The organism is Dysgonomonas termitidis (assembly GCF_054657735.1).
On record NZ_BAAHYD010000001.1, the window covers coordinates 484,050 to 499,101 of the forward strand.

Sequence of the window (15,052 nt, forward strand, 5' to 3'; positions counted from 1 at the left end):
GAACTGTATTGTATAAAATAATACATGCCAGTGGTGCACAGGAATGTAGAAGATATAGTCAGGAAGAACGCACGGAAACATAAGGAAATAAACAAGCCTTATAACCCGGTAACGGGTCAGGGATGCGACGGCGAAAGGGTGTGCCTCAAAGTAGAGGATGCGCCCTTTCCCGTTATGTATTTGCCTGAAGAGATGATGGAAACCGGACATTGCAGGCAATTGCAGGAGTACGGCTCCATCGAAAAACTATACCGGGCTAACCATATCTGTCCCGACCGGGAGGAATACGAAGCCTTCTGGATAAATTTCTGCGAGCTGCGGATAAAATATGACTTCGAGTTCTTCGCCGTATTCTACGTTACTATCCGCGACAAGATTTCGGGCAGGGACATCCCGTTCAGGCTTAACAGGGGGCAAAGGCGGCTGTTGTCAAAGCTGGAAGCCATGCGTAAAGCCGGAACGCCGATACGTGTCATCCTGCTGAAAGCCCGGCAATGGGGCGGTTCCACGCTGATACAGTTGTATATGTTCTGGATACAACTGGTACATAAAAAGAACTGGAACAGCGTTATCTGCGCCCACCTGAAAGACGCATCCATCACCATACGCGCCATGTTCGAAAGGTCGGTCAAGAATATGATGCCCGTAGGCGGGGTAATACACACGATAAGGAGCTATGAGAAGACACAGAATATAAAGGAAGTACCCGAAAGGGGTTGCCTGATTACCGTAGGTACGGCGGAAGAGCCGGATTCGGTACGCTCGCAGGATGCGAAAATGGCCCACTTCTCGGAAATTGCCTTTTACCCGAATACGGAGAAGAATAAGACGGAAGACCTCGTAACTTCCATTGTCGGGTCGATACCAAGGGAGCCCCTGACACTGGTCGCCTTTGAAAGTACGGCCAACGGCGTGGGGGATTTCTTTTATAACGAATGCGAAAAAGCGAAGAAAGAATCGGCAGCCTATACCTTTGTCTTTGTCGAATGGTTCCTGATAGATATTTATAAGGAAGGATTCAACGGTACATATTATAACCACAGGGGGAAAAAGCAGAAAGGGACGGTAGAGGATTTTATCGGGACGCTGACGGATTACGAGCTGAACCTGTTCAATAACAACGAAGGCTGCACGCTGGAAAATATAAACTGGTACAGGGGCAAGCTATCCGAAATGCCGAGCCATGCCAAGATGAAGCAGGAGTATCCGAGCGACGATATAGAAGCGTTCCAGGATTCCGGACTGCCTGCTTTCCGCGCCGAGGAAGTGGAAGCCCTGCGGAAAGATTGCAGGATGCCTGTCGCCGTAGGGGAGCTTACCGGAGATTGTTCCCCTGCCTTATCGAAGCTGGAGCCAACGCGGGTGCAGGAAATTTTACAGAACATACGCTTTATAGAGGATAAGGAAGCCCTCGCAGATATGCATACCTCCGACCCCGTGCTGAAAGCGATAAAGGAGAGGAATAAACTTAAAGTATGGGAGTTCCCGGATACGGAAATACGGGTATCAGACCGTTACCTGGTGATATTCGACCCGCAGAAAGGAGTATCGGAGAGTGCGGACTGGGGTGTGATCACAGTTATCGACCGTTACTGGATGATGCACGGCTGCGCCCCTGAAATAGTAGCGGAATGGCGGGGACGCATCGATAAGGATATTTCCATCTGGATAGCCGCACAGGTAGCCCGGTATTATAATGACGCCCTGCTTATCATCGAAAGCAACACGTATGATACGGATATAAAAACGGATGAGTCGGAGTTGATCTTCGATACGCTTGTAAAGCATTACCCGAACCTGTACAGCCGTACTCCTGCCGATAAGATACGGGAGGGCCTGCCTGCAAAATACGGCTTCCATACGAATAGGAGCACGAAAACTATGATAATCGCCAACTATGTGGCTATTATCCGCGAGAAAGGGTATATAGAGCGCAACGGGGAAGCGCTCAACGAGGCGCGTGTGTATGAACAGAAGAAGAACGGCTCGTATGGGGCCAAGGAAGGAAAGCATGACGATATACTAATGACACGGATGATAGGCCTGTATATCTGTTTCCAACTGGCATTGCCCGTATTACTGGATGAGGTGAAGAAAGTAAAGGTGAAAAGGCCTGTGGGGGAGGCGAGTTTTTAGATAAGACTATATTGATTTTACAACTTTAACCTATTCGTTTTTAATTAGTAAATAAAAAGAATAACTTTGTATTATGAACTAAAAATATTACCGGTATGGATAAAGATATTTTATATATAGAGAAAGCAAAATTGATAGAGTCTATTGTCGATATTAAAGATGTGGATGTAATCAAAAAAGTCCGGGCATTCATAAAAAAGGCTGTACCCCGTCCTGCCGTTATGACGGTAGAAGAACTGAAAGCAGAAGTACAGGAAGCGACCGGACAACTGGAGAGCGGAAAAGGAACCAGCCATGAGGACTTTGTTAAAGAAATGAAATCATGGTTGTAATCTGGTCTAATAAAGCAAAGCTCAGAGTCCGGCAGATTTTCGAATTTTATGTACAGAAAAGTTACAACGCAGCGTCAAAACTCGTTCTTGATATTGAATCCGCAGGAAATTCATTAAGTAAATTTCCTCAAATGGCTGCAATAGAACCAATTCTTTCAGAGTTGCCGAAAACCTACAGGGCATTGGTTATCAGAGATAATTATAAAGTCATATACTATATAGATAATGACAAAAATAAAATCAATATTGTCACCGTCTGGGATTGCCGGCAAGACGATAAGAAATTGAAAAATGAAGTCATAAAAAAATAAGAAGGATTTTTTATCCTTCTTATTTTTTTATATCGGTTTATTTTAGTTTATTCTGGTCAGTGTATAATATCTTATTACCAGAGAACTTATAACGGATAACAAATCCGGACAATAATAACTTCGGGGTTACAAACCCCGAAGGACGAAGATCCAAAGAAATAGAATTAAAAATTCTTATATCAAAAGCTATCGGATTGCAAATCCGGTAGGGCGAGGGAACCACAACTAACCGCCGAAAATAGCTGAAATCGTAACATAATACTTATATATGAGCACAAATAACTTATAAATACCTCCGGAACGAATATTTTACCCAAATCATATATGTATGGTTTCATAAATATACCAATATCACAACTATATGCAATCAGGTTGCGAAATAGGTAATAAACGGATAAAAATAGGTAATGATATACTATTTGCCTGCATCTACATTTATTGTTACTTTATACCGGATATAATATCCGGTACATGGAAATGCCGGAATCCTTTAGCACAGGATGGCGTTTTCTTTGTTTTGTTTACACTTATTCCGTCCGGGAGGTATTCTCTTTGTACGGGTAGGTGTTTGGATTTTTTTAATGAAATTCTATGATAAGAGCAGGCAGTTTAAGCGGATTATCCACCGTTTTTCCTACAACGCTGGCATCCATTTTTCCTCCCGGAAATTTGGAAGTTAGCCGTATTTTGTTAGAGAGAGAGAGAGAGAGAGAGAGAGAGAGAGAGAGAGAGCAGTACGCCCGCGCATAATAATAGTAAATATATACTTTTTTTTAAAGTACAATCCTTGTACAGTTTTTTCAGACTGTGCAGGGATTTTTCGTTTTTCGTCCGGGCCGTTTCGGTTCCGGACTTACCTGTTTTAAACCTTTTGAGCCGGTAATTACCTGTCTCTCTATCTATAAAAAAGTAACTCAAAAAGCAGACCTCACAGGGATGTTGGTATTAATAAAATTATGTATGAAGTATGAAGAAAAGATGTGGTGTTAATTTTATCCTGCTTATTGTTAAGCGTCGGATTTATAGTAGCGCAAACAACGAGCCTTTTACTTTACTTATATAGCACAAAAATATAAAGCTAACATGATAAAATATGAAAAACCAAACAAATAGAAGAAACAATTTTATGGCGGCAATGCTGTTGCTTATTGCTTTGTGCATTGCAACGGCGGCAACGGCGCAAACGTGGAATATCAGCGATAATTCCACATCAGGGAATAATGTTACCGCGACGTTAAGCGACGGTACTTTAACTATCGGCGGCACAGGTAATATGGCCGACTTCGATGTTTCGGCGGAAGGTAATGCCCCGTGGTATAATAGCCGTTCTGCCATACAAACGGTTGTGATAGAAAACGGCGTAACCAATATTGGCAATACCGCGTTCCGGGATTGCGCCAACCTGCAATGGATAACCATTTCCGAAGGCGTTAAAATAATAGGAGTGCGGGCATTTGAAAATTGTACTTCGCTACCGGCAGTAACTATTCCTCTTAGTGTATTAACTATTGAAAATAATGCCTTTAAAAATTGTATAGGGTTAAAGTCAATAGCCAATTTGTCTACAATCCCGCAAAGTATAAACAGTAATGTTTTCCAAGGTGTAACAATTAGCTCGATTTATCTTGCAACGCAAAAGGAAACGACCGAAACCTACAAAACTGCAAATATCTGGAAAAACTTCAAATATGTTGAGCCTTATGTTGATGTTGACGACTATTTGACCGTTGGATTGGATGGAACAGCATATTATTATGAATACTGGGACAATAATCATAGCATAATCAGACGGTTAACAGCATATGACGGGGTAAAAGATGTTATAAAAATGGTTGCCGAGTATAATCAGGAAGGTATTCCCGAAAGAATTTTATCTGAAAATATAATTCTTCTAATTGATAGGAATGATGAAAACAAATTTAATATAGCATCAATATATGGTGGTGAATACCGTTCCGTTGACAATATTGAAATAAATTTCACCACAAAATCATCAGTTAATGTCATTAATGTTAAAGCGGCAGCAAGTAAAGCGGTCAGTTCAATTCTTAATGGAATTATTAAGCACAACTCAGCTGATTATCTTCTCGCGGAAAATACAACTCCTTCCTTGATAGGACTCGTTACTACTCTTATTAATATTTCGGGAATAGATAAAGGTATGCCCGATGAGGTTAAGGCGGTTTATTACTCATTTACATGGGCTTTTTCTATGGTAAATATGGTTACGAGTTGTACTTCAGCTTTTGTTACTGTAGTCGGTGGACCCGTAACATGGACAGTGGGAGTGCCGTTGATTGCGAAGTGCTTGTGGGACATTCGTAGTGCTTATTCGGCAACTATGCAAATGGGCAACGCATTGTCAAATGTTGATTGGAGTTGGACTAAAGTCAACACAAATTGTTCTGTAACAACTATGCTAACAGGCAGCACACTTATTATTGGCGGTTGTGGCGCTTTGCATGCTTCTGATATAAACAAATATGCAGATAGAAAGAATGAGATAACGAAAGTTATAATAGAAAATGGAGTAACCTCAATCGGGAGTTCTGCCTTTTCCGGCTGCACGGGCTTAACTACATTGACTTTGGGCAGTGGTCTGACCTCGATTGGAAGCAGGGCATTTTACGGCTGTGAGAATTTATCAAGTGCCCTGAATATTCCTGCCGGAGTGACAAGCATTGGAGATTATGCTTTTGTAAACTGCAAAAAGATACCTTCGTTAGTAGTTCCGGGTTCCGTTGCTTCCGTCGGGTATGATGCTTTTCAAAATTGTGTTAACATGCAAACTGCCAAAATAGAAGCAAAGATCATTGAAGGGAGTGCCTTTTCCGGCTGCACGGGCTTAACTACATTGACTTTGGGCAGTGGTCTGACCTCGATTGGGAGTTCTGCCTTTTCCGGCTGCACGGGCTTAACTACATTGACTTTGGGCAGTGGTCTGACCTCGATTGGAAGCAGGGCATTTTACGGCTGTGAGAATTTATCAAGTGCCCTGAATATTCCTGCCGGAGTGACAAGCATTGGAGATTATGCTTTTGTAAACTGCAAAAAGATACCTTCGTTAGTAGTTCCGGGTTCCGTTGCTTCCGTCGGGTATGATGCTTTTCAAAATTGTGTTAACATGCAAACTGCCAAAATAGAAGCAAAGATCATTGAAGGGAGTGCCTTTTCCGGCTGCACGGGCTTAACTACATTGACTTTGGGCAGTGGTCTGACCTCGATTGGGAGTTCTGCCTTTTCCGGCTGCACGGGCTTAACTACATTGACTTTGGGCAGTGGTCTGACCTCGATTGGAAGCAGGGCATTTTCTGGTTGCACAAAATTAGGTTTGATGACGGTTAATGCTACGATACCACCTACTATTAGCAGCAATACATTCTCCGGTGTTAATACCAACATTCCTGTAATAGTACCATCTCCCAATACATATAAGGCTGCGCAATATTGGAATTTGTTTACGAATTTCCATGAATTGGGTTGGACTCCGAGTGATAATGCCGATTTATCAAGCCTGACTGTAAGTCAGGGAACCCTTTCACCGGGTTTCAACGTCAATACGACAAATTATACCGTTTCGGTGGCAAATGCAGTCAGTTCAATTGAAATTTCCACCACCGCAGCCGGTTCGTCAGCCACTGTCACCGGAACAGGGATAAAACAGTTGAATGTAGGTAATAATACCTTCAATATCGTTGTTACAGCGGAAAACGGAACAACAACGAAAACCTATACAGTGGTTGTTACACGCGCCAATCCGGCGGTATATTCCATCGGTACATCATCAAGCCCTTCTTCCGGCGGTACAACAAGCGGCAGTGGAAGCTATACGCAAGGAACATCCTGCACCGTCAGGGCAACAGCAAATACCGGTTATGACTTTGTCAACTGGACAGAGAACAGCTCCGTCGTTTCTACAAACGCGGGTTATACATTTACCGTATCGGCCGTGCGGAACCTTGTCGCCAACTTTAAACTGAAATCGTATACTGTCTCTGTTTCTGCCAATCCGTCCGCATACGGTATGGTAAGCGGCGGCGGAAATTATAATCATGGCGCGTCACGTACAGTCATGGCGACCGCGAAAACCGGTTACAGCTTTGCCAACTGGACTGAAAACGGCTCTGTCGTTTCTACAAATGCAAGCTATACATTCACCGTATCGGCTGCGCGGAACCTTGTCGCCAATTTCACAGATACGCCTGTAGTCCTTTCAGGCTTCTCGCTCAACAATGGCGACGGCATAGCCATATTCCGCACGGTGGACTTAACTTACGCATTAAGCGGCGGCATACCTACGCATTTTATGGCCAGTGAAAGACAGGATTTCAGCGGCGCATCATGGAGGGCATACGACCTGTCTGCGCTGAACTATACCTTTGCCTCGGATGAAGCGGGAACTAAAACCGTATATACGAAGCTAAAAAACAGCAGGGGGGAAACGGCAGTCCGCAATGACAATATTTACTACAAGCCTTACCATCCGGTAAACCTTGCATCCTTTACCCCGAACAACGGGCTAAAGAGCGCGGCGGTACGGACGATAAGCCTGAACCACGTCATAGGGGACGGTATGCCGACATTGTACAGTATTTCCGAAAACAGTCAGGAGGTGGGGCAAACATGGCTTCCTTACAATCATGAGCTTTCCTATATATTATCGCCGGGTAACGGCATGAAGGAACTCTTCTTCGCCGTATCGGACGGAACAAGCGTTTCGAATACCCTCTCTGCTAAAATCCTGCTGGATGAGGCAACAATCAGGTTATACCCGAATCCGGTGAAGGATATACTGAATATCGAGTTTATAAGCGGTAACCCAACGCCAACGATACGGGTACAGGTATATTCCCTTGCAGGCGCAATGCTATTGGAAAAAGATTCAGGTACGCCTGTATTCAGCATAGACCTGTCGCCCTGCCCTGCGGGAGTCCTGCTGGTAAAGGTATCGGACGGCACAAAGACAGAAATTCACCGGATTATTAAACAGTAACACACCAGAGTATGATTATGAATAGCTATAAAATAAAGGACAGGACGCCATTCCGTTTTTCCGGCAGGAAGATATATGTATATATGATGCTGTGCGTATTGCTTGCGGGCTGCGGGGGAGGAGGCGATGAGGTAGAACCTGTTCCAACCCCTACGCCAACCCCAACACCGGGGCCTGAAATCACGATAACGGCAAGTACCAAAAGCCTCAGCCTGTCTCCTGTCGGTGGTGAACAGACCTTTACTGTTACCACCAATGCAAGCGACTGGAGCGTAACGTCTTCCGAAAGCTGGCTGTCAGTAGCCAGGCAGGGGAGTAACACCGTAAAAATACAAAGTAACGCCAATCTGAATGTTTCGCGTTCGGCTGTTGTACGCTGTACAATCAGCGGGAAGAATGTTTCAGTTTCGGTGAGTGTCGCCCAGTCCAAAGTAACGGAGTTGCAAAGCGACAGCCTCGCCCTGTCCGACCTGTTCCATATAACGGGCGGTTCATCCAATTCGCTTGCCCGGCTGGGAGTAACGGTGACTGACGGTCATGTCACCATGTTGAAGCTCAAGGATAGTAACCTGAGCGGCTCTATCCCTGCAAGCCTGGGCAGGCTTACGCAATTGCGGTATTGCGACCTGAGCGGCAATGACCTGACCGGAAGCCTCCCTGCGGAAATAAGCAGCCTGACGGAGCTTGAATACCTGGACTTGTCGGACAATGCCCTGTCGGGTAACATACCTTCACTAAGCCAGTTAAAAAAACTGGTTGTGCTCGACCTGAGCGCAAATGATTTCGCAACTCTTCCGGCACTTCAAAGTCCGGATATGGAATATCTGTCCGTCCATAAAAACAAATTATCAGGGAATTTACCCGCAGGCTGGGCAGATTACAGGAAGCTGGTCTATATCGACGCCAGCGCGAACGCTTTCACGGGCGGCATTCCGGGTGGATGGTCTGCGTTAACCAACCTGAAAGCCCTGCACCTGTATGGCAATGCGTTGTCCGGATCTGTTCCCGGCTGGCTCGAATCGCTTACATACCTGAAATCACTGGGTCTGAGCCATAACAACCTGACGGGAAGTATTCCCGCAAGTCTGGGTGTATTACTTCAGTTGGAAACGCTCTGGCTATCGCAAAATAAGCTGAACGGGCAAATCCCGTCGTCCCTGCTGAATAACTCCCGTTGGAATAGCTGGGAAAGCCAGGTATGCCCGCAGCAAAGCGGCTATGGGTTTACAAACAGCACCTTGAAAACGGGTATGGTGAAGAGTGGAAGCCTCGAAGCTACAGGCTTGGGAAAGAAATTGAAAGAGGAGTATAGGAACAGGTATTAGATAGATGTAAAAAAAACAATAAGTAAGTATAGCCGGGGTTTGTACAGCTCCGGTTATATTGCCCAAAGGCAAGAGAATCGCCAAATTCCTATCCTACCGTGTAAACGGAAGAACTGCACCTTGCGACAAATAACGGGTAAACAATATCATGTACTTTATATTTAAACTCACATAATTTATCATTTTTAATGAAACAAAATAATATCCCCGATATTTTAAATTCGAGAAATGAACGTGTCATTCTTGAACTACCCAATTACTCTTATTGTCATTCATCACAAACGCAGGGAGAAAACCAATCATTCTTTTTAGGACGGCAATCGCTGTTGGATAAACTAAAGAACCTGCTTTCTACAGCAGTGAGCAAAACAGGCGTTTATCTTGTTACAGGTAATCGAGGAGTGGGAAAATCACGGCTTGTGGAAGAAGTTATAAAAAAAACTTCTATACAAAAACGCAGCATTACTAATTATATCAGTTTTCTTTTCATTGCGCTTTTTTTTACGCTTGGCTTGCAATATGCGACAAATCAGAATTGGCATATTCCTACTTGTTTTTGGTGGGTTCAAGTAGTCACCGCCATAAGTTTATTCTTTGTTACTGGCCACAAAAGTTATTTAAGAAAAAAAACAAGGCAATACGAAATACCTAACAAACTAGGTGGAATAGGGCATACTTCCGCTGCCATGTTAAAAGATTTCTTAATGTTGCCAGCCAAAACCAACCCATTTTTGAAAACACGAAATATCTCAAAGCTTGTGCTGCTTTTGCTTTTGATACAAATTTTTGCAGCACAAACCGATTTTACTCATTTTCAACTTTTTATTATTTATCTGGGAGCTGTTTCAGGTTATTATTATGTCAGATACGCTAAACAGATTTTAATTCAGGAATATCGAAAAAGTTATAATGGTAAATCTAAAGATTGGAAATACAAAAATAAAGAGACGACTTTGGCTAATGCTTTTAAACATTTGGAATGGGTTACTGTTATTGTCGTACTTATATCTATGGCGATAGTGATATCTACAATATTAAAGCATGATTGGATACGATCTTCCTTGCCATGTATATTATTCTCCTGTAAGATATGTACTAATTGGATATGGATACTATCATTAATTGGCGTTATTTTTATATGCATATTTGTATTTATTATACATACCATGGTAATATACAGAACCTTACAAGAAAACTCTATTTTTTTACAAAAATCTCCTAAAAATCCAAATGAATTATCTTACAAAGAAAAAGTGCATTCAATATTCAATAAAATATGTTTTTCTATCAAAATTACTATTCAATATTCTGTACCTCAATTAACTTCTCTTTTAGACAAAATCAACCATTACATCAAAAATTCAAACCGTGTATATCTGAAAATAAACTTTGGACACGATGTGTTAAATGAGCGTGATATGCTTCGCTTGATAGCCCGTAGCTTGACAATCGAATATAAAAATTTCCGTAAATCATGGATACATACGCTTTATTGGCGGACTTTGGCTTTGGTTGTTCTTTTGTCTGCGACACATTTGTTTTACAAAAATATATTACCAGAGATAGAAAAATCTGATTGTTATGTAACCGTTTCTAAAATATACAATACAGATGATGCAATGATGCAATACTATTCAAATGACGGTGCGCAAGTGGTAAATAACATCTTTTTACAAAAACAAAATTCAAATAATGATAATATAAATAAGCTCAATATTTATTTCAAATACACATTGTATAAAGTAGATAACACTATTGACCTAATATGTAGTTATATTGCTAATGGCCCAAATTATTTTTGGGAAAAAGATACAATAGAAATAAAGCAGTATTATAGTATCAAATACGATTGGTGGTTTATTTTCCTTATATTTTATATATTGGGCTGTTTATTATTGCGACTAAAATTTTTCACAACACCTTACACAATCAAAAGGCAGCTAAAACAACTGAATGAAAATATAACATACAGCACAGAACGGGAAATAAGCGCCAGAATTGGCGATGTCCCTCAACATAAGCCGCACTTCAGTATACGGAAAAAGCAAACGAGAATCATTGCCGACGCCCGCGAGATAGAAAAAGAATTGCAGGACATCTTAGAAAACATACAGAAGATCCCTGCATTTATGGCGCGCCCTGAATTTGTTATTGTTTTTGACGAACTCGACAAAGTGAGTCCCGAAACTCAAATCTCAGTCCAAGAAAGTGAATCCAAGCATAAGGAAGTGCTGTTTGCCTCAGATTCTACAAGGGAAAGGCAGGCGATTATTCTCAAACTGCTATCGAATATGAAGTATTTCCTTTCTACAGCCAAAGCCAAATTTATTTTTATTGCAGGACGCGAGATGTACGACATGTACCTTGCCGATATTGCAGACAGGAACAATTATTTTGGCAGTATTTTTAACGATGTGATTTTTGTACCGAGTTTCCTTACCGATGTGAAAAACAATAAAAAGCAGTTTGACATCACTACGCTGGTAGAGGAATATGTTTGCAGACACTTAATTCCCCAAGATTACCCGAATCTTGAGTACAATTTGAAAGAATACAACAAATATCTTGATGATAAGATTTATAAAGACGTTGAGGAAGAAAAGCAGCAACAAGTCAATATGAAAAAACAAAAAATCATAGCCACCTTGCAGCAGTTTATTATCTATCTTGCCCATACAAGCAAAGGAGCTCCAAAGAAAATGGTACAGATTTTTGAAAGTTTTATCAAAAGTTATGAGAATGAACAATTAAACAACAGATATTTGGATGTAAAACAGTTTAGAAGAACAAAGCTCTATCTGAATTTCGACTATTATGATCAATATACGATTGGAATGACCTCTTATTTGATGACGCCTGTTTTCAATCGCTTGTCTGATGCCAATATTCAGGAACACAGCGATAAGCTGCTTGTTTCTACGCTACATTTTGTCGACTATATGATGAAGTTTCACAATCAGAACTTTTCGTGGCGCAGTATCGATATTTCCCCCGAATTAATCGAAGTCAATCGTTCGCCAGAGCTTAAAGCAATTGTTAACGATATTGTAACGCTTTTTGAACAGATACATTTTCACAAGCCCATAATCAGTTTATACGAATTTAAGTTTGATGCGCTATTGACGCAGGAAATATTTTTCCTTTCCAAAATGGACGAGCGTTTTTCAGCGCAATTCAACTTTTCGCTCGACGAATCGTTGGTTTTGAAAGAGTATTACAAAAAGTTATTGAAAGAAAAACAGACAGAATACGAAAAGTATAAAACATATGGCGAAGATTATGTGAGTTCTATTGCCTCTTTGCAGATTGTTCTCGGCGATTTGCACTTTTTAGACGACGAACTTGATGTAGCTGCGCTTTATTATAAAGACGGCTTATATCTGCTTCAAAAACAGTTAGAAAAAGACCAAGAAAAAGAAAACCTCGAAATCTTCTATCTTTTCATACGCAATCAGCTGAAACTGGCATACCTTTATGAAAAACGCAACCAATCCGATTTTGCTTATTTGCTTTATGGCGAGTTAACAAAGCTGGTGATTAAATACCGCAATTTTGATCTTGAAAAATATGGAATCAGCATACGAAAAGACGGTAAGGATTTTATAATGGTGAAACATAGTGAAAGCGGGAAAACAGAACCATACGATAAAAACATAGAAACACCTAAATATGTAAGAAGCGATATTCCAATATACGATGAACGTAATAAAGCCAAAATTTGCCCAATGAAATTTAAGGAACTTACTCCAATAACGCAGCAGATAATGTTTAAAAATATGACATTCGAGGGCTTGCAACTGCTTTATTTGCCTTTACTTGCTAAATTACAGATTTTAGAAAAATGTTCTTTGGTGGGTATTCTTGCAAAAGATATTCAGTTAATAGAAGACGAATTTGAGTTTCTTACCCGCACAATCAACCACAGTGAAGTGAAAATTCTTACTGCCGATTTTTATTCAAAAATGGGCGATATTTTGTTTTATAAAAATAAAGTTTTCAGTTCGCCCAAAGAAAAACCAAAAAAAATAGGCAGTAAAAAGATAGATATTTCCCATTATGCCTGTCTTTACTATAAAAAGGCATTTATTGCATTGACCGTGAAAACAGGGGAAGAAGAAATAGAGAAAGTAAAATTTAAAGAAAAAACGATATTGCAAATTCTACAAGACTCCTCATTTAATAAAGCCGAATATATTGATAGTAAATTAAGTACAAGATACCGTTCTATGATGGCTCGAGTATTGTCTAATTTGGGTGATGTGTATTTTCAAGCAAAGAAAGGACAATGTGAATCTTGCGAGTTATATAAAAAGAACTGTCCTTTTTGGATAGCAAGTGACCCAGAGGATAGTAAAAAAAATAAAGAAAATGAAGGCTTTTGGTATCATTGGTGGGAGTTTATAGATTCTAAAAAGGAAGACAAAACAAAGGAATTTATAGCGCATATTTATAACAATAAGAATAACAATATTTTTAACAATATTTTCAACAATGGTAAGAAGTTAAAATTAAGCAATATCGAGCTTTCGCTATTCTTTTATTCATTATCTGCGAAATATTATAAAAAAGCCAATCAGCACAAGCATTATGCCTTTCAAGTTGCAAAAATATTAAACTGCTTAAAATATTGTTTGCGATATAGTATACACAAGACCAAAATAACAAAATTTTTAAACTGTAAAGACTGTCAAGACTGTAAAAAGGAAATTATATTAAAAGCGCTCACAAGAAAAGCAATACGCTCGCTCTATCTAGCATACGATAGCCTGAATATGTTTGATATAAATAAACGCAAAGAAGATTTTGACAGGTTTAGCGAATCATACAACAATAGAAATACATCTTTGCACTATATTCAAGTGGACAGCGAAGTAAGCCGCATTCGTACCATTGTCAAGGAATTAGAATTGGAATTAGTTAAAGATAATCCTGATGAAAAAGTTAAGACTGTAGAAAAAATATATACTCAATATATAACTTCGCCATATCATACAAATTACAGCGTTTCGGCTCGCATCCATAGATTAAGGATGAAAGACCGATTGAATCGTGAGGCGTATGAGATAATGATAAATGAAACTTCTAATAAAAAGGATAATATGTATTGTCAAATTTTGGGGATATTGACAAAAGAACAATCGAAAGAAACGATTTTTAGCAATATCGTATTTTCACAAGATTGTAAAAACAAGTTTTTTACAGTGCTTGAAATGTTGATAGCAGATTCAATTTTCTGTCTTGACGAGATATTGCGCTTAATCAAAACGGCAGGAGATTCTTATTTGTTTAACCACAGTTTTTTTGCTTCAATATACGATAGACTGGCAATTTGGACTTCAAGATATGAAGCATTGCTAATTATAAACGATTATTATTGCAGTGATAAAAGTGATAAAGATATAGAGAATCTGCCGAAAAAATTTGAGGAAGCTGAAAAGAACTTTCCAAAATTCGAAAACAACGGATATTTATCGGAACATACAAATGCAATCAGGAATGTTTTTAAGAATATGCAAATAAATAATCACTTGCAAAAGTTTTTAGGAAGCGATTTTAAGGAACAGTTGTCAGGCCACTATTATAGGGAACAGGCACTCGCGCACTATCATCAAACAATAGACACTCACAATGGCGGGCGTTCCTATCTGAATATCCTTGAGCAAATGTACTTTATCAAAGGCGATTATGATGATGTAACAAGCCATTTCAATGTGGCATTGGAACGTTTTCTTGTAAACAATTCAAATGAATTCCAGAAAAGGATGAAAGATCTGAAAGATAAAGGCAAAAACTCAACAGCGTATGATGTAGATAATTACTTTGAGAAACCATAAATATTACTGACGGAACAAATTCAGCTTTTTTATTTTCATAGTACAAAACTGAAACGCACTTTTTATTAATAAAAATAGTCTTGCATATTCTTTCTTTACGGAATGATACTATATTTGGTAG

At 40.0% G+C, this 15,052-nt stretch carries 7 protein-coding genes; all 7 read left to right on the forward strand.

The features are described 5' to 3' along the window. Positions 1–24 precede the first annotated feature (24 nt). The 7 genes from ACYQ3L_RS01940 (at position 25) to ACYQ3L_RS01970 (ending at position 14,931) form a co-directional block, all read left to right on the forward strand. On the forward strand, positions 25–2,136 hold the full coding sequence (locus ACYQ3L_RS01940; RefSeq protein ID WP_459952278.1) for a terminase large subunit: 2,112 nt from the start codon (positions 25–27) through the stop codon (positions 2,134–2,136). A 95-nt stretch (positions 2,137–2,231) separates the two neighbouring features. Beyond that, positions 2,232–2,468, forward strand: a complete 237-nt coding sequence (locus ACYQ3L_RS01945) for a hypothetical protein (RefSeq protein ID WP_379996270.1) — start codon at positions 2,232–2,234, stop codon at positions 2,466–2,468. Then, positions 2,459–2,779, forward strand: a complete 321-nt coding sequence (locus ACYQ3L_RS01950) for a type II toxin-antitoxin system RelE/ParE family toxin (RefSeq protein ID WP_379996268.1) — start codon at positions 2,459–2,461, stop codon at positions 2,777–2,779. The genes ACYQ3L_RS01945 and ACYQ3L_RS01950 overlap by 10 nt, the downstream gene beginning before the upstream one ends. 591 nt (positions 2,780–3,370) lie before the next feature. Next, positions 3,371–3,529, forward strand: coding sequence for a hypothetical protein (locus ACYQ3L_RS01955; RefSeq protein ID WP_379996266.1), 159 nt, complete (start codon positions 3,371–3,373; stop codon positions 3,527–3,529). 343 nt (positions 3,530–3,872) lie between these two features. After that, positions 3,873–7,772: a leucine-rich repeat protein gene (locus ACYQ3L_RS01960; RefSeq protein ID WP_459952279.1), complete on the forward strand. Its 3,900-nt coding sequence runs from the start codon at positions 3,873–3,875 to the stop codon at positions 7,770–7,772. Between the two features lie 17 nt (positions 7,773–7,789). Continuing rightward, on the forward strand, positions 7,790–9,097 hold the full coding sequence (locus ACYQ3L_RS01965; protein ID WP_379996262.1) for a leucine-rich repeat domain-containing protein: 1,308 nt from the start codon (positions 7,790–7,792) through the stop codon (positions 9,095–9,097). 188 nt (positions 9,098–9,285) lie between these two features. Beyond that, positions 9,286–14,931, forward strand: coding sequence for an ATP-binding protein (locus ACYQ3L_RS01970; RefSeq protein WP_379996260.1), 5,646 nt, complete (start codon positions 9,286–9,288; stop codon positions 14,929–14,931). The last annotated feature ends 121 nt before the right edge of the window (positions 14,932–15,052 follow it).